Below are 16647 nucleotides of genomic sequence, written 5' to 3'. Positions count from 1 at the left end.
GGTGCTTCCGGTGCTCGTGGCGGTGGTCATGAGCCGGTGAGGACGATGGAGCGGGTGAGGTTGCGCGGCCGGTCGGGGTCGAGGCCCCGGCGCTCGGCGAGGGCGACGGCCAGGCGCTGGGCGCGGATCAGGTCGGCGAGCGGGTCGCCGGGCGAGGCCGTGACGTACGCGCCGGTCTCGCGGACCTGGTCGACGAGGCCGGCCGGCGGTTCGCCGAAGAACCACACGACGGTGCCGGGTCCGCTGACGCTGATGGGGCCGTGCCGGTACTCCATGGCCGGGTACGACTCCGTCCACGATCCGGAGGCCTCGCGCAGTTTCAGCGCCGCCTCGTGCGCGATCCCCGTGCTCCAGCCCGTGCCGAGGAACGTGAACTGACCGGCGTTCAGGATCTCGTCGGGCAGCCAGGACGCCAGGGCGTAGTCGGCCTGCCGCAGGAGGTCCGGCGGCACGGGTCCGAGTCCGGCGCGCAGAAGGACGAGCGCGGTCGTCGCGAAGCGGGTCTGCACGACGGACCGTTCGTCGGCGAAGGACAGGTCCACGACGGTGTCGGCGGCGTCCTTGACGGGCGTGTCGGGATCACCGGTCAGCGCCACCGTGGCGGTGTCGCCGGCCCGTCCGAGGGCGTCGAGGACCTCGGTCGTGGTGCCGGAGCGGCTGATGGCCACCACCCGGTCGTAGCGGCGCGCGGCCGGGAAGCCGGAGGCGGCGAACGCGTCCGTCTCGCCGAGTCCGGCGCCCTCGCGCAGCGCCGCGTACGCCTGCGCCATGTAGAGCGAGGTGCCGCAGCCCACGACCGCGACCCGCTCACCCGCCTCGGGCAACCCGGCCGGTCGGGTCTCAAGGGCCCGGCGCCAGCACGAGGGCTGCTCGGCTATCTCCACGTCGATGTGACTCACAGGGGTCTCCCGAGGGACGTGACGGCCGGCTCACACCCGCCGAATGATTGAAGATGACTTGTTTATAGCTCTATCGAGCATTTTTGAGCAAGAGTGCGCAAGGGTTGATCACGGAAGTGCGAACCGGGTTACCCTCGGCTCCTGGATGTCGCGAGGCGATGTCACGAGGCGAGGAGAACGGTGATGAGCACGCACGAGCGGTGGACGCGGCTGCTCGACGCTCTGGGCGAGCGCGGCAGCATCGAGGTCGGCGAGGCCGCCGAACTGCTTGGCGTCTCCCCCGCCACCATCCGCCGCGACCTCGAGGAGCTGGCCCGTCAACAGCTGCTCACCCGCACCCGCGGCGGGGCGGTGCTGTCCGGGGTCTCGTACGACCTGCCGCTGCGGTACAAGACGGCGCGCAAGGCCGACGAGAAGCAGCGCATCGCCCGCGCCGCCGCCGCGCTCATCCCCCCGGGCGCGGTCGTCGGGCTCAACGGCGGCACCACGACGTCCGAGGTGGCGCGCGAGCTGGTGACCCGGGCCGACCTGGCCGAGCACGGCGGGTCCACGGCGCTGACGATCGTGACCAACGCCGTGAACATCGCCAACGAGCTGGCGGTCCGCCCGTACGTGAAGACCGTGGTCACCGGCGGGGTCGCCCGTCCCCAGTCGTACGAGCTGACCGGACCGCTGGCGACGACCGTTCTCCAGGGCCTGTCGCTCGACTACGCCATCCTCGGCGTCAACGCCGTCGACCCGCGCTTCGGCGCCGCCACCCACGACGAGGGCGAGGCCAGTGCCAACCGCGCGATGGCCGAGCGGGCGGGGAAGGTGATCGTGGTCGCCGACTCCACCAAGCTCGGCCAGCGCGCGTTCGCCCGGGTCTGCACGATCCCCGAGATCGACGTCCTGGTCACCGACCACGACGCCCCCGACGACCTGGTCGAGCAGCTGACCAACCAGGGCGTCGACGTCCACTGCGTGTAGGGCTGCGACGCCCGGTCCCGGGGCTACTTGACGGACCCGGCGGTCAGGCCGGACACCACGTGGCGCTCGATGACCGCGAACAGCACGATCACCGGCACGATGGCCACAAGGGACGCGGCGAACACCTGGTTCCACTGAACGGTGTAGGCACCGATCATGTTGTTGATGCCGACGGTGAGGGGCTGCCGCTCGGGTGAGGTGGTGAGCGTCAGGCCCATGATGAACTCGTTCCACGCCGCGATGAAGGTGAAGATCACGGCGGTGACGATGCCGGGCACGGCCAGCGGCAGGGTCACCCGGAACAGTGCGCGGGCCCGGCCGCAGCCGTCCATCATCGCGGCCTCCTCCAGTTCGACGGGGATCGAGCCGATGTAGGCGCTGATGATCCAGACCGCGAAGGCGAGGTTGAAGGCCGCGTTGGCCACCATCAGGACGGCCGTCGTGTCCAGCAGGCCGAGCGCGTGGAACTCCCGGTAGAGCCCCACCTGCAGGGCCGTGGGCTGGAACATCTGCGTGACGAGGACCAGGAGCAGGAAGGCGGTGCGCCCGCGGAAGCGGACGCGTGCCGTGTAGTACGCGGCGGGCAGCGCCGCCAGCAGGACGAGGAGGGTCGAACCGGCCGCGATCAGCAGGGTGTTGGACAGGTTCTGGCCGAGTGTGGTCTCGCTCCAGACGCGGGTGAACGCGGACCAGTCGAAGCGGGACGGCAGGTAGCCGTTGTCGCGCAGCTCGTCGGCCGGCCGCCCGGCCGTGATCACCATCTGGACGTACGGCAGCAGGAAGACCGCGGCCAGGGCCCAGGCCGTGACGGTGAGCAGCACGGTCTTCGTACGGGGGCGCGGGCGCGGGGCCGCGGTGCTCACGGTGCTCATCGGTCGGCCTCCTTCCAGCCGCTGACCTTGAGGAAGACCAGGACCATGACGATGACGGCGGCGAAGTTGACCACCGAGAGGGCGGCCGACTCGGCCACGTCGTAACTGCGCAGCATGTACATGAGGACCGTGGTGGTGGCCGTGTCGGCGTTGGGGCCACCCTGGGTCATGCCCCAGATGACGGGGAACGAGTTGAAGACGTTGATCAGGTTGATCACCAGGGCGACGAGGAACGCCGGCCGCAGCAGGGGCAGCGTGATCCGGAGGTAGGTCTGGAGGCGTGAGGCGCCGTCGGCACGAGCCGCCTCGTACACCTCCGCGGGGACGGTCTGGAGCCCGGCGAGGAGGGTGTACGTGGTGAAGGGCAGCGACACGAAGACGGCGACGGCGATCAGCCACGGCTTGGCGTGCGCGGCGTCGCCGGTCCACGCCTCGGCCGAGTCGATGAGGCCGAGGTCGAGCAGGACCCGGTTGAGGACGCCGGCCACCTGGTCGAGCATCCAGCGGAAGCCGATGGCGGTCATCAGGACGGAGGCCGCCCAGGGTGCGACGAGCGCCCAGCGGGTGATCCGGCGGCCGGGGAAGCGCTGGTCGAACAGCTGGGCCAGGGCCAGCGAGATCAGCATCGTCAGCGCGACGACGGCGACCGTCCATACGGCGGTCCAGGTCAGGACGTCGGGGAGCCGGGGGTCGGCGAACAGCTTGCGGTACTTGTCGAGCCCGGCCGGGCCCAGGTCCGCACCCGAGGTGTCGATCCTCCGCAGCGAGGTGCGGACCATCTCGACGACCGGCCAGACGACCACGGCCAGGATGAGCAGGACGGAGGGCGCGATCCAGGGCAGGGCGCCGAGGCGCCGGAACCAGGAGCGGGGCCGGGACCCGGCCGGCCGGTCAGGATGGCGCCGACCGGGTCCCGGGGCCGCGGGCCGGCGGGCCGCGTGGACCCGCCGGTCGGCGGTACGGGGTGGGGTGCTGGTGGACACGTGCGTTCTCGTTTCGGAGGTACGGCCGCGGCTCGTCACCGACCCGCCTGCTCGGCTGCCTTCTGGAGAGCGTCGAGGCCCTTCCGCGGGTCGTCGAGGGCGCTGCCGATCTGGGTCTTGATCTGGGCGGAGACGCCGGGCCAGGTCGGGTCGCTGAGCGGGTAGAAGGTCGCGGTCGGCAGGATCTCGAGGAAGGGCCTGAGCTCCTTCGCCGCCGGGTCCTCGACGAGCGCGGCACGGGCCGTCTGCGTCACGGGCAGCAGGTTGTAGGTCTTGGCGAACCTGACCACGTTCTCCGTGCCGTACGCGAAGTCGAGGAAGGCCTTGATCTCCTTCTTGTGGCCGCCCTTCTTGAAGGCCATGACCCAGTCGGCGACGCCGAGGGTGCTGGGGCTCTTCTCGTTCGCGCCGGGCATGGCGGTCCAGGTGACGTCCATGCCCTTGAGTTCGGCGAGCTGGCCGGGGAAGCCGTTGAGCATGCCGACCTTGCCGGAGGCGAAGTTCTCGGTGAGGTCGGTGCGGTTGACGGCGGCCGGGCTCTTCTCCGTGAGGCCCGCGTCGACCCACTTCTTGAGCTGGGTGAACGTCTCCACGTTCGCCTCGGAGTTGATCGCGTACTTCCGGCTGGAGTTCTGGTAGTCGCCGCCGTTGCCCATCATCCAGATGAACGCCTCGGCCTGTGCCTCCTCCTTGCCCAGGGGAATGCCGAGGGGCACCTCGACGCCGGCCTTCTTGAGGGCGGTCGCGGCGGCGGTGACCTCGGCCCAGGTCTGCGGCGGCTTCGCGGGGTCGAGGCCGGCCTTGCGGAACAGCGCGTTGTTGATGAGGAACATCCGGGCACTGGAGACGAACGGGACGCCGTAACGGGTGTCGTCCTGGGCCCCGGCGTCGGCCAGGGCGGGGATGAGGTCCCCTTCGGTGGGCACCGAGAGCACCTCCGGGACGGAGTACAGCAAGCCGCTCTTGGCGAAGTCCGCGTAGCCGCCGGTCTGGAGGACGTCCGGCTGGTTCCCGTTCTGGACCATGGTCCTGACCTGGGCGTCGATGTCGTTCCAGTTGATCACCTGGAGGTCGACCTCGACCTTCGGGTTCTCCTTCTCGAACGCCTTGATGACGTCCTGCCAGTACGCCTGGCTGGGGTTGTCGCCGTTGGAGCCGTAGTCCGCCGCGACGAACTTGATCGTGGTGACCCCGTCCGCGCCGGTCGAGGCGCCGGATCCGCCTCCGCACGCCGTGAGCACGAGCGCGCCGACCGTTCCGGCGGTGGACAGGGTGAGAAGACGTCGCTTCATGGCAACTACCGCCTGGTTCACGAGGAGAGAGATTGACGCGCGAAACTGACCAGGTTGGCGCGTATTGCTCAACTTAGAGCACCCAGTCCGCCTCGCGTCATCCTCAGGCCCTCGTCAGTTATGGAGTTGTAACCGCAGGCCGGAGGTCGGGATCGCATGCGCACTTCTGATTGCTTTTGATCGATAGACGCATCAAGCGAGCGCTTGACGTCATTCCGAGGAGGCTGCTGTCATGTCGCGCACCACTCTCGGCAGCGTCGGCGAGCGAAAGGCGACAGCGATGCGAGCACGCTCTTCAGTACGGATCAGAGGCCGAGGGCGGCGACCAGCCGTCCTCGGCCTGGTGGCGGCCCTGGTGGCGGCGGTCTTCTCCGTCGCGGGTCCGGTCTCGCCGGCCGCGGCGGCGACCGCCGGGAACGCCACGGGGGTCAGTCGGACCGGCAACACCTTCACGATCAGCACCTCGACGGCGGCGAAGGCCCGGATTCAAGTGGCCCGCCAGGACATCTTCCGGATCTGGGTGTCGCCGAACGGCGGCTTCACCGACGACCCCGCGGGCAACGCCCTCGCGATCGACACCGACTTCGGTGCCGTGACCACGAGCGTCGCGGACGCCGGCACGTACTACAAGATCGCCACTCCCGCCCTGAACATCCGGGTGAACAAGTCCCCGCTGCGGTTCTCGGTCTACCGCGCCGACGACTCCACCCTGGTGTGGTCGGAGTCCCAGCCGCTCTCCTGGACGGGCACGCAGACCAGCCAGTACCTGACCCAGGGACCCGACGAGCAGTTCTACGGCACGGGCCTGCGGCTCGGCGAGTGGGCGCTGCGCGGCAAGACCGTGCCGATCTCCGGCAGCAACAAGTGGCTGGAGAACCACAACGCGAGTCCCGCGCCCTTCTACATGTCGACCAACAACTACGGCGTGATGCGGAACACCTGGGCGCCGGGCACGTACAGCTTCGGCGCGCCGGGCACGTTCACGCACAACGAGAGCCGCTTCGACGCCTGGTACTTCGTCGGCGACTCCCTCAAGGGCGTCCTCGACGCGTACACGGACGTCAGCGGCAAGCCGTTCCTGGCGCCGCTGTGGGGCTTCGAGCTCGGCAACGCCGACTGCTGGAACGCCTCGAACCCCGACTACACCGGTGGCCACGACCGGCTCCGTCACCAGACCACGAAGGACGTCCTGGGTTACGCGGCGGACGCCCGCGCCGCCGACATGCCGTCGGGCTGGTTCCTGCCCAACGACGGTTACGGCTGCGGGTACGCGGACCTGAAGACAGTGGTCGACGGCCTGAAGGCCAAGGGCTTCCAGACCGGCCTGTGGACCTCGACCGGTCTGGCGGACATCGACACGGAGGTCGGCGTCGCGGGCAGCCGCGGCGTCAAGACCGACGTCGCCTGGATCGGTCCCGGCTACAAGTACGCCTTCGACGGCGTCCAGCAGGCCGTCGAGGGCATCGAGAGGAACTCCGACGCCCGCCGCTACGTCTGGACGGTCGACGGCTGGGCCGGCACGCAGCGCAACGCCATCGTCTGGACCGGCGACACGCCGGGCAACTGGGACGCCATGCGCTGGCACGTCCCGGCGATCACCGGCGCGGGTCTGTCCGCCCTCAACTACGCGGCCGGCGACGTCGACGGCATCTTCCAGGGCAGCCCCAAGACGTACGTCCGCGACCTGCAGTGGAAGGCGATGACGCCCGTCTTCATGACGATGTCCGGCTGGGGTGCCACCAACCCGGAGGCCGGGTACCACGACAAGCAGCCGTGGCGCTTCTCCGACCCGTACCTGTCCATCAACCGCAAGTACCTCAAGCTGAAGATGCGGATGATGCCGTACTTCTACTCCATGAGCCGGGTGGCGACGGAGACCGGTACGCCGACGCTGCGGGCCATGGTCCTGGAGTACCCGAACGACCCGGTCGCGCGCGGCAACCAGACGAGCGGCCAGTTCATGTCCGGCGACTCGCTCCTCGTGGCTCCCGTCGTCACGGACACGACGAAGCGCGACGGCATCTACCTGCCCGCCGGCACCTGGACCGACTACTGGAGCGGCAGGACGTACAGCGGCCCGGGCTGGCTGAACGGCTACGACGCCCCGCTCGACCGACTCCCCATGTTCGTCAAGGGCGGCGGGATCGTGCCGATGTGGCCGCAGATGAACCACACCGGCGAGAAGCCCGTCTCCACCCTCACGTACGACGTGTACCCGCGCGGCTCGTCGACGTTCACGCTGTACGAGGACGACGGGATCACCCGCCAGTACCAGACCGGCGCGTACGCCAAGCAGAAGGTCGACGTCACCGCCCCCGCCTCCGGCACCGGCGACGTGAGGATCAGTGTCGGCGCCGGCACCGGCGCGTACACCGGCAAGCCCGCCTCACGCGGCTACGAGTTCACCGTCCACGCGTCCGCCGCCCCCAGCGGCGTCACCGTCGACGGTGACGCCCTGCCGGCTCTGACGTCGAAGGCCGCGTACGACTCCGCCGCGACCGGCTGGTACTTCGACCCGGCCGACCGCTCCGGCGTCCTGTGGGTCAAGACGGGTGCGAAGTCCGGCGCGTTCACGGTCACCGCGTCCGGTGTGACGCTGCTCCCGGCCGCCGAGGTCCCCGCCACGGGCGCGCCGATCTCCAAGACCGCCTGGAAGGTCGTCCACGCCGACAGCCAGGAGACGACGTACGAGGACGGGGCGGCCGCCAACGCCATCGACGGCGCCCCGGCCACCACGTGGCACACGGCGTACTCCGGCGGCACGGCCGCGCAGCTCCCCCACGAGGTCCAGATCGACCTCGGGGCGCGCTACGACGTGGACAGCCTGTCATACCTGCCGCGGCAGGACGGCGGCAGCAACGGCCACATCGGGTCGTACGAGGTGTACGTCTCCGACACCACCGCGAGCTGGGGCAGCCCGGTCGCGACCGGTGTGTGGGCCGACAACGCCACCGAGAAGAAGACCTCCTTCGCTCCGAAGACGGGCCGCTACCTGCGGCTCAAGGCCCTCACCGAGGCCGGGGACAGCGGCCCGTGGACCAGCGCGGCCGAGATCTCCGCGACCGGCAGGGCCACCCCGCTCCCGGCGAACGCGACGCTGGTCAACGGAGCCTCCGGGACGTGCGTGGACCTGCCGTACAGCGCCACGGCCCCCGGTACGGAACCGACGCTCTACGCCTGCCACGGCGGCGCCAACCAGCGCTGGACGTTCACCGCGGCCGGCACCGTGACCGGCAAGGACGGCGTCTGCCTCGACGGCTCCGGCACCACCGTGACCGTCCAGGCGTGCAGCGGCTCGACCGGCCAGAAATGGCAGCTCGGCGCCCAGGCGACGATCACCAGCGGCGGACGCTGCCTGGCCCCGGTCGGGGCGGGCACGGCGAGCGGCACGAAGCTGACGCTCGCCACCTGCTCGGGCACGGCGGCCCAGCGCTGGACACCCACGGCCTGACGCCCCCCGAGAAGGGGAACTGTGCCCCGACCGTCATCGGTCGGGGCACAGCCATGAGACCCAAAACCTAGATATTCAAAGTTTTCATGCTTACCGTGGCATAACCGGCGATTTCCCGTTCGCCACCGCGCCCCGCTCCCCAGGCGCCGAGGAGCCCCATGCCCACCGCCACGCAGAGCACCCCGCTCGCCCCCCTCACCGGCCCTCCCGGCCTCCCCCTTCACCCCGGCTCGCACGTGCGGGACGCGCATCGAGCCCTGTGCGTGATGCGCGCGACCGTCGAAGCGGTCCCGCTGCTGCGCCGCTTCGCCCGGGAGGCGGCCGCCCCGTGGGAACTCGGCGACGAGGTCGAGGAGGCGCTCGGCGTCGCCGTGACCGAACTCGTCGCCAATGTCGTCCGGCACAGCGGCAGCCCGGACGTGGCCGTGCTCCTGACGACGACCGGCACCACGCTCACCCTCCAGGTCCAGGACACCGGCAGGTGGCGCCCCCGGCGCCCCCGCCTCCCCGGTGACGACGACGCCGCATGCTGCGGCCGCGGCCTGCAGCTCGTACGCGCATACGCACAGGACTGCGCGATCATCCGGACGGCACACGGCACGCGGGTGGCCGTGACGCTCGTCGCCGACGCGGTGATCGCCCAGAGAACGGTGGCGGACTAAGGCGCGGGAGTGCCCTCAGGCCCCGGCTCGCACTCCCGCTGCCGGTCCAGCACGTCCAGCAGCACGTCCCGCAGCCGGCCGATGTCCCCCGCCATGTCGATCGTCGGCTCCAGCAGCCACTGGAGCTGGATGCCGTCCGTCGCGGCCAGCAGGATCCGCGCGGCCCAGTCGGCATCGGCGTCCGCCACCGGCCCCTCGGAGCCGGCCCCCGGCGGCGGCCCGCCGGCGAGCAGTGCCGCGATCTGGAGCCTCAGGCCGCGGTACCGCTCGGTGAAGAACGCATGCCCCGAGTGGTCGGGGTCGGCCGAGGCTGCGGCGATGTCCAGGAACAGCTTGACCAGGCCGGGCGTGGCGGCGTTCCGGGCCAGGAGCTCCGTCCGCCACAGCACGGTCTCCGGGCTGTACGCCTCGGACGCCGCCGTGTCGCGGGCCTCGACCACCGCCGTGAGCAGTGCCTCGCGGCTCCCGAAGTGATGCAGGACGCCCGCGTCGGTCATCCCCACCCGCTGGGCGATGTCCCGCACCGACACCCCGCGGCTACCGGCTTCCGCGTAGGCGGCCAGAGCCGCGTCGAGGATCTCCTGCCGCTTGGCGGCGGTCTTGGCGTACGGGCCCCGGCGTCGTCGCGTGGTCACCGCATCACTCTAGCCGGGCCCGCAGGGAAAAACCTTGCACCCCTACCTTTTCAGGATGACCGCCCAGAACAAGGCTCACCGGTCCTTTTCCCGCGGCCGTGATGGCCGCAGTCGCAGACCATCGGGAGCGCGCCTGGGCTCAGGCCGCGCTGCAGCGCCCCAGCCGACGAGCCAGGACATGACCGGCAGGTCACTGAGGTACGGCGTGCCCGTCGGGGCGGGCGGCGGAACGGTGACCTCCCTTCGCCCAGCCCTCCGGCCGCGACCTACCGCTGCGCACCGGCTCCGCCGTCCTCGCCGGGACCACGGCCGGCTTCCTGGTCCTCGTCGCGCTGCTGTGGCTCAGCCTGAGCAGCACCACCTTGCCGGCGTTCAGCGCCCACCAAGCGCTGCCCGTGGGCCCGGCCGCCGGCGTTCCGGCCACCGGGCTCCTGGCCACCGCCACCGCCACCGCCTGGGCCGCCGTCGGTCGCCCGCTGCGCCCCGTCGACGCGATCCGCCGGGAACTCGACGACATCACCGCCCGCTCACTCAGCCGCCGGGTCCCCGTACCGGCCTCCGACGACGAGATCACCGAACCGGCGCACTCCGTCAACGCCACCCTGGACCAGCTGCACAGCGCGCCCGAGCGCCGGCAGCGGTTCGTCGCCGGCGCCTCCCACGAGCTACGCAGCCCCCTTGCCATCCTGCGCGCTTCCCTCGAAGCGGCACTCACCCACCCGCAAGGCGTGGACTGGCCCGAGGTCGTCCGCGGCGCGCTCACCGACACCACACGTCTCCAGTACCTCAGCGAGGACCTGCTGCTGACCCGCCTGGATGCCACGGCCCCGCCCGGCGGCAGCACCGTAGAGCTGGCCGCCCTCGCCCACGACCTCGTCGCGGAGTACCAGCACCTGCCACCCACGTCCCCTGGACTTCCGCTGGACTTCCGCTGCGTCGCCGACAAGCCCGTATACGTCCACGGCAGCGCCCTCCAACCGGGGCGGCTCCTGCGCGATCCGCATCGACAACGCCTGCCGCTCCGCACACACCACCATCCAGGTCACCCTCCGCACCGAGCATGCCGACGGCTCCCCTCGCACCGACAGCACCGGCCTCGGCCTGGCCATCGCCCGCGAAAGCGCCGCAGGCCACGGCGGCACCCTGCGCATCGCGGCCGGCCCACTCGGCGCACACCTCGCAGCGGACCTGCCCCTGCGCCGCTCCGGGCGGTAGGAGGCCCGCGAGATCCGACGTCCGCAGCAGTGCGACGCGGTGCCCCATGGCGCGCAGCAGGGGCACACCTCGGTGGCCGGTTAATTTTGCGTACCCGTACGTATAGGGGTCCGCATTGTTTCCACCCGGCCGGGGCGGCGACCTTGGAAGGCAGAAGGGGGTCGCCGCACATGCCCCAGGAGTCCGAGATGATCGCCACGACCACCGCCCTCCGCCGTGTTCCGGCTGTTCCCGATGCGGCCGCGCCGGTGCCGCGGGGCGCCGGCGTCCGTGAGAGGACGGCCGTCTGCACGATGTCCGCCGTTCCCGCCTCGGTGCCCGCCCTGCGGCGCTTCGCACGGACGTCGGCACGGCTCTGGGACGTCCCGGAGGATGCGGAGGCCGCGCTGGCCCTCGTCGTCACCGAACTGGTGACCAACGCGGTGCGGCACAGCGGAAGCCCGGACGTGACCCTGATTCTGGCCACGACGGCCGACATGCTGACGGTGCAGGTCAAGGACAGCGGCCGCTGGCGATCCCGGCAGGCCGCGGGCGTCGGTTCGCGGCACGTCATCGACGACCCGGCTTGCGGTGGACGCGGCCTGCGGCTGGTCGAGGAATACGCCGACAGGTGCACTCTGCGGCGCACGGCCGCCGGCACCCGCGTCATGGTGGAACTGTCCCTCTCTCCGACGCCCGCGGCCCGGTGATCGGAACGACCGTACCGAGGGCCTTGGGCGGTCTCGGCCGCGCTTGCCGCTCGTCACCGCCGGACCTAGCCTGACCAGGCAGGGAAGGTGGTGGCGTGGCACGGCCGAGCAGCCAGCAGGCGGCGCCTGTCAGCGGCGGCTTCGTCTTCGTCGGCCGCCGACGGGAGCTCGGCACGCTGCTGGCCGCCGTCCGGCGCCCGCCGGCCGTCGTACTGATCGAGGGCGAGGCCGGAATCGGCAAGTCCCGCCTGGTGCACGAGGCCACCGCCGCGCTGACCGCCGAAGGCCGGCACGTGCTGACCGGCTACTGCCAGCCGCTGCGCGAACCGTACCCCTACGGTCCGCTCATCGACGCTCTGGCCAAGGCCGGCTCCGGGTTGCCCGCCACGGACCTTCCGCCGGCGTCCGGCGCCCTCGCACCTCTGCTGCCCGACCTGGCGGACCGGCTCCCTCCGCCGCCGACTCCACCGGGCGACCCGCAGGCCGAGCGCCACCAGCTCGTCCGGGCAGTGCGCTCCCTGCTCGCCGCGCTGGGCCCGGCGGTGATCGTCGTCGAGGACATGCACTGGGTCGACGACGCCACCCGTGAGCTCCTCCTGCTGCTCGCGCGCGACCTGCCCGCCGAGCTGAGTCTGGTGCTCACGTACCGTGCCGAGGACCTGCCGCCCCGTACACCCGTCCTCGGCGCCGCCTACCGCCACCCGCCCGGCACCGGCGGCACGGTGATCACCTTGGCGCCGCTCACCGAGGCCGACGTCGCGGAGCTGGCCACCGCCGCCCTCGGCTCGCACACCACCCCTGGCCTCGCCAGGGCCGTGTACGACCGCAGCGAGGGGCTGCCTCTGGTCGCCGAAGAGGACCTGATCACCCTCGGCGAGCAGGGGCGGCGCGGCAACGCCGAGGACGCCGTGGCGATCCTCGAACAGACCCAGGTCCCCAGGGGGCTGCGCGAGGCGGTGACCGAGCGCCTGGCCGGACTCTCCCCCGCCGGCGCCGCGGTCGTCGACGCCGCCGCCATCCTGGCCGTCCCCGCCGCCGAGCCGCTGCTCACCACCGTCGCCGGACTTGATCCCGATCAGGGCGCGCGGGGCCTCACCGACGCGTTGCAGGCCGCGGTGCTCCGCGAGGACGACGTCGGCCTGTACGTCTTCCGGCACGTCCTCGCCCAGCAGGTCGCCTACCAGAACGTGCCGGGCCCCCTGCGCACCCGCCTCCACCGGCGGGCCGTCGAGGCACTCGAGGGGCAGACCCCGCCTCCACTGGTGCAGATGGCCCACCACACGCTCGCCGCCGGAGACCGCGAAGCCTGGTTCCGCCGCGCCGAAGCCGCCGCCGACCAGGCCATCGCTCTCGGCGACACCGGCACCGCTGCCGCCCTGCTCCACCGGATGCTCGAACAGCCGGACCTCGGGGACGAGGTCCGTTCGCGAACCGCCCTCTCGCTCGCCCGGATCTCGGTCGACAGCACCGACCATGCCGCCACTGTCACCCTGCTGCGGCGGCTCATCGACGACCCACGCCAGTCGGAGGCCACCCGGGGCGAGATCCGTCTGGGGCTCGGCCTGCTCATGGTCAACCACGGCGGAGACCGCGACGGCTTCCGGGAGATCCGCCGGTCGGTCGAGGAGCTGACCACCCGCCCGGAGCGAGCCGCCCGGGCGATGGTCGCCCTGGCGATGAACGAGCGCAGCGGCGGCTCCGACCAGGCATGGAAGTGGATCGACCAGGCCGAGCGCACCCTGCACGGCACCACCGACGATGCGGTGACCGCCGCCGTACAGGCCACCCGCCTGACTCTCATGGCCCGGCAGGGAGACCCCGCCGTCTGGCCCCTGCTCGACCGACTGCCCCGTGGCTCCGGCGACCCCGGTGTGCTGCGGCAGACCGCCCGTGCCCTCTACAACGTCGGCGACATCGCCATCGAACTCGGACACGATCGCCGCGCCCGCGCCCTGCTCACCGAGAGCCGCGACCTCGCACACCGCGCCGGCACCCCCCACCTGGAGTGCTACAGCCGGATCGCCCTGCTGCGCCTGAACGGCCTCGCAGGCCACTGGGACGGCCTGGAGGAGGACTTCGCCGCCCTCGGCGCCGAATTCCCCGACATCGCCATGGCGGGCCACGAACAGGCCTTGCTGCTGGGCCGGTTGGCCAACGCGAGGGGCCAACGCTCCCGGGCGCTGGAGCAGCTGAGTCTCGCCGCCGGGTACGGGGAGCGCGAGTCGCAGGTCACCACGGCGCTGCGGGCCGCGTCCGGGATCGCGGTCGTCCAGCTCGCCCAGGGCTCGCTCGAGGAAGCCCTCGCCGTGATCGAGCCCGCCGTGGCCATGCTGCGGGAAGCCGCTGCCTGGGCGCGAGGGACCGGCGTGGTCCCTGTCGCGGTCGAGGCGGCACTGGCCCGCGCGGATCGCCGGTACGCCCAGCAGCTCGCCGACGACGCCGAACGCGGCCTGCGCGACGCCGACACGCCCGCCGCCGACGCCGAGCTCCACTTCGCCCGCGGTCTGCTCCACCACGTCGGCGAATCCGCTGCGGCCGCGGAGCTCTTCACACGGGCGCAGCGGCTCTGGAAGGCGATCGGCCGACCGTACGAGGCAGCCCGTGCGGCCGAGTACGCCGGCAGGGCATTCGCCCCCGCACGGCCCGACGCCTCGACCGCCCACCTCACCGAGGCCCTCGACACCTACAGCCGCCTCGGCGCCACCGCCGACGCCGCCCGCTGCCGGGACACCCTGAGCCGACTCGGCCTGGTACAGCGGCCCGCGCGCGGCCGCCGGGGCTACGGTGGCCGGCTGTCCCCGCGCGAGCGGCAGGTCGCCGAAATGCTGGCCCAAGGCTCCACCAACCAGGACATCGCTCAGGCGCTGTTCGTTTCCCCCCGTACCGTCGAGCAGCATGTGGCCCACATCCTCAAGAAGCTCGGCACCACCCGCAAGGCCGTACGCGAGGCCCTTCCCGACACGGGGATCGACGACAGGACATGACGGCCACACCCGGGCCGATCCTGATCGGCCCGGTCAGCCCAGGAAGCTGAGCCGCACCTGACGCTCCGGGTTGTCCTTGTTGGTGTCGACCAGACAGACCGACTGCCAGGTGCCCAGGGCGAGGCCGCCTCCGACGACCGGGAGGGTGGCGTGGGGCGGGAGGAAGGCGGGGAGGACGTGGTCGCGACCGTGGCCGGGGGTGCCGTGGCGGTGCTGCCAGCGGTCGTCGGCGGGGAGGAGGTGGTGGAGGGTGGCCAGGAGGTCGCTGTCGCTGCCGGAGCCGGTCTCCAGGACGGCGAGGCCTGCGGTGGCGTGCGGGACGAAGAGGTTGAGGAGGCCGTCGCGGGCTGCCGCCACCTCTGACAGGAAGTCCTCGCAGGACCGGGTCAGGTCGGTGACCGTCTCGCGGGTGCCGGTGGTGAGGTGGAGGACGCGGGTGGTGAAGGAGGGTGACATGGGGTCATCCTGCCGCCCCGGACGCGGGATCTCGCGCCCTCGTCGCGAGACTCCGTCGAGCGTGTCGGTGGCGACGGGGCGGGAAGATCCCGGGGACCGACCCTGTTAGTAGAAACGTGAACGATTTTGTGGTCGAAGCAGCGGGCCGGGCGGTGGACGTCGTGGTGATCGGCGCCGGGCAGGCGGGGCTCTCCGCCGCCTTCCATCTGCGGCGCGTCGGGCTTGAGCCGGACCGGGACTTCGTCGTCCTCGACCACGCGCCCCGGCCGGGCGGGGCCTGGCAGTTCCGGTGGGACTCACTGACCTACGGGAAGGTGCACGGGATGCACTCCCTGCCGGGCATGGAGCTGACCGGGGCCGATCCGGGGCGGCCCTCCTCCGAGGTGATCGGCGGGTACTTCGACACGTACGAGCAGACCTTCGGTCTGCGGGTGCACCGGCCCGTCGACGTGACCGCCGTCCGCGAGGGCGAGGGCGGCCGGCTGCGGGTGGAGACCTCGGAGGGGGTGTACGCGGCCCGGGCTCTGATCAACGCCACCGGCACGTGGGACCGGCCGTTCTGGCCCCGTTACCCCGGGCAGGAGACCTTTCGGGGGCTTCAGCTGCACACGGCGCGGTATCCGGGGCCCGAGGCCTTCGCCGGACGGCGGGTGATCGTGGTGGGCGGCGGGGCGTCGGCCACGCAGCACCTGTTGGAGATCGCGGAGCACGCCGCGGCGACCACCTGGGTGACCCGGCGCGAGCCGGTCTTCCGGGAGGGGCCCTTCGGCGAGGCGGAGGGCCGTACGGCCGTCGCCCTGGTCGAGGAGCGGGTGCGGCGGGGGCTGCCGCCGCGCAGTGTGGTCTCGGTGACGGGGCTGCCGCTCAACGACGCGATCCGCGCGGGGCTGGCGAACGGCGTCCTGGACCGGCAGCCGATGTTCGAACGGATCACGCCGACCGGGGCCGTCTGGGCGGACGGCCGCACGGTCGACGCGGACGTGATCCTGTGGGCGACCGGTTTCCGGCCGGCGATCGACCACCTGGCCCCGCTGCGGCTTCGGGAGGCCGGTGGCGGCATCCGTCTCCAGGGGACCCGTGCCGTCCTCGACGAGCGCGTCCATCTGGTCGGTTACGGCCCGTCGGCCTCGACGATCGGCGCCAACCGGGCCGGCCGCGCCGCGGTGGCCGAGATCCGCCGCCTCCTCGCGGCCGAGCCCGCGCGGACCCCGGAACCGGTCACCGTCTGAGCGATCCGTCGCGCGGCCGCCACTCCCCCTCCGGCGCGTACCGCGGCCCCTCTTCCAGGCAGACGGCGCTCCGGGCGAGGAGGACCTGGGTGAGGACGTCGTGGGCGAGGGCGAAATGCCGCTCGTCCGGATGGGTGGTCAGTCTGATCTCGACCCAGGCGTCGTCGAAGTCCACCCCGGTCACCCGGGCCAGTCGTCTGGCCTGCCAGGAGGTGATGGGAGACCAGATCCAGCGGCGTCGTCTGAGCTGCTTCATGTGCTGCCCAACGAGTCGACAGCCCTCGCGATACCGCCCAAATCAGTCGATATCG

At 71.9% G+C, this 16647-nt stretch carries 14 protein-coding genes; 6 read left to right on the top strand and 8 right to left on the bottom strand.

All coding sequences use genetic code 11. The features are described from left to right. Positions 1-26: 26 nt before the first annotated feature. Entirely contained in the window at positions 27-899 is an 873-nt protein-coding gene (locus tag QK442_RS03190; protein ID WP_282692227.1) for an SIS domain-containing protein, read from the bottom strand. A gap of 183 nt (positions 900-1082) precedes the next feature. Between QK442_RS03190 and QK442_RS03185 the strand changes: the two genes are divergently transcribed. Further along, a complete protein-coding gene (locus tag QK442_RS03185) occupies positions 1083-1868 on the top strand; it encodes a DeoR/GlpR family DNA-binding transcription regulator (protein WP_282692226.1) in 786 nt (261 codons plus the stop codon). Between the two features lie 23 nt (positions 1869-1891). On the opposite strand, the gene QK442_RS03180 is transcribed toward QK442_RS03185, so the two are convergent. Genes QK442_RS03180 through QK442_RS03170 form a run of 3 tightly spaced genes read right to left on the bottom strand, consistent with a single transcriptional unit; the run spans position 1892 to position 5015 of the window. After that, the gene (locus QK442_RS03180; RefSeq protein WP_282692225.1) at positions 1892-2740 is read right to left on the bottom strand and encodes a carbohydrate ABC transporter permease; all 849 of its coding nucleotides are present in this window, start codon (positions 2738-2740) and stop codon (positions 1892-1894) included. Beyond that, positions 2737-3723, bottom strand: coding sequence for a sugar ABC transporter permease (locus QK442_RS03175; RefSeq protein ID WP_282692224.1), 987 nt, complete (start codon positions 3721-3723; stop codon positions 2737-2739). Before QK442_RS03175 ends, QK442_RS03180 begins: the two co-directional genes overlap by 4 nt. A 35-nt stretch (positions 3724-3758) precedes the next feature. Continuing rightward, entirely contained in the window at positions 3759-5015 is a 1257-nt protein-coding gene (locus QK442_RS03170; protein WP_282692223.1) for an extracellular solute-binding protein, read from the bottom strand. Positions 5016-5247: 232 nt separating this feature from the next. On the opposite strand from QK442_RS03170, the gene QK442_RS03165 reads away from it, so the two are divergent. Both QK442_RS03165 and QK442_RS03160 read left to right on the top strand, forming a co-directional pair. Next, positions 5248-8466, top strand: coding sequence for a TIM-barrel domain-containing protein (locus QK442_RS03165; protein ID WP_282692222.1), 3219 nt, complete (start codon positions 5248-5250; stop codon positions 8464-8466). A gap of 158 nt (positions 8467-8624) precedes the next feature. Further along, positions 8625-9128, top strand: a complete 504-nt coding sequence (locus tag QK442_RS03160) for an ATP-binding protein (RefSeq protein WP_282692221.1) — start codon at positions 8625-8627, stop codon at positions 9126-9128. Here the strand turns inward: QK442_RS03160 and QK442_RS03155 are convergent. After that, positions 9125-9763 (bottom strand): TetR/AcrR family transcriptional regulator, encoded by a 639-nt coding sequence (locus QK442_RS03155; RefSeq protein WP_282692220.1) that lies wholly within the window; start codon positions 9761-9763, stop codon positions 9125-9127. The two genes, QK442_RS03160 and QK442_RS03155, sit on opposite strands and share 4 nt — an antisense overlap. Positions 9764-10428: 665 nt before the next feature. Next, on the bottom strand, positions 10429-10809 hold the full coding sequence (locus QK442_RS03150) for a hypothetical protein (protein WP_282692219.1): 381 nt from the start codon (positions 10807-10809) through the stop codon (positions 10429-10431). Positions 10810-11148: 339 nt separating this feature from the next. Here QK442_RS03150 and QK442_RS03145 point away from each other — a divergent pair, with 339 nt between their 5' ends. Beyond that, positions 11149-11667, top strand: a complete 519-nt coding sequence (locus QK442_RS03145; RefSeq protein WP_282692218.1) for an ATP-binding protein — start codon at positions 11149-11151, stop codon at positions 11665-11667. A 95-nt stretch (positions 11668-11762) separates the two neighbouring features. Then, positions 11763-14651: an AAA family ATPase gene (locus QK442_RS03140; RefSeq protein WP_282692217.1), complete on the top strand. Its 2889-nt coding sequence runs from the start codon at positions 11763-11765 to the stop codon at positions 14649-14651. Positions 14652-14684: 33 nt separating this feature from the next. Here QK442_RS03140 and QK442_RS03135 read toward each other — a convergent pair whose 3' ends face one another. Continuing rightward, positions 14685-15107: a YjbQ family protein gene (locus QK442_RS03135; RefSeq protein ID WP_282692216.1), complete on the bottom strand. Its 423-nt coding sequence runs from the start codon at positions 15105-15107 to the stop codon at positions 14685-14687. Between the two features lie 152 nt (positions 15108-15259). Here QK442_RS03135 and QK442_RS03130 point away from each other — a divergent pair, with 152 nt between their 5' ends. Next, the gene (locus QK442_RS03130) at positions 15260-16336 is read left to right on the top strand and encodes an NAD(P)-binding domain-containing protein (RefSeq protein ID WP_282692454.1); all 1077 of its coding nucleotides are present in this window, start codon (positions 15260-15262) and stop codon (positions 16334-16336) included. Here QK442_RS03130 and QK442_RS03125 read toward each other — a convergent pair. Further along, on the bottom strand, positions 16326-16592 hold the full coding sequence (locus QK442_RS03125; RefSeq protein ID WP_282692215.1) for a hypothetical protein: 267 nt from the start codon (positions 16590-16592) through the stop codon (positions 16326-16328). The two genes, QK442_RS03130 and QK442_RS03125, sit on opposite strands and share 11 nt — an antisense overlap. Between the last annotated feature and the right edge of the window lie 55 nt (positions 16593-16647).

Source organism: Streptomyces sp. CC208A (assembly GCF_030010625.1).
In the GTDB taxonomy this organism is placed as follows: Bacteria; Actinomycetota; Actinomycetes; order Streptomycetales; family Streptomycetaceae; genus Streptomyces.
Note: the sequence above shows the minus strand (reverse complement) of the source record. Positions and strands in the feature narration are given on the sequence as shown.

Bases quoted from the DNA above. Each gene is read 5' to 3' on its own strand.
- QK442_RS03185 (WP_282692226.1), top strand. From the start codon at position 1,083: ATGAGCACGCACGAGCGGTGGACGCGGCTGCTCGACGCTCTGGGCGAG.
- QK442_RS03180 (WP_282692225.1), bottom strand. From the start codon at position 2,740: ATGAGCACCGTGAGCACCGCGGCCCCGCGCCCGCGCCCCCGTACGAAG.
- QK442_RS03170 (WP_282692223.1), bottom strand. From the start codon at position 5,015: ATGAAGCGACGTCTTCTCACCCTGTCCACCGCCGGAACGGTCGGCGCG.
- QK442_RS03165 (WP_282692222.1), top strand. From the start codon at position 5,248: ATGTCGCGCACCACTCTCGGCAGCGTCGGCGAGCGAAAGGCGACAGCG.
- QK442_RS03160 (WP_282692221.1), top strand. From the start codon at position 8,625: ATGCCCACCGCCACGCAGAGCACCCCGCTCGCCCCCCTCACCGGCCCT.
- QK442_RS03145 (WP_282692218.1), top strand. From the start codon at position 11,149: ATGCCCCAGGAGTCCGAGATGATCGCCACGACCACCGCCCTCCGCCGT.
- QK442_RS03135 (WP_282692216.1), bottom strand. From the start codon at position 15,107: ATGTCACCCTCCTTCACCACCCGCGTCCTCCACCTCACCACCGGCACC.
- QK442_RS03125 (WP_282692215.1), bottom strand. From the start codon at position 16,592: ATGAAGCAGCTCAGACGACGCCGCTGGATCTGGTCTCCCATCACCTCC.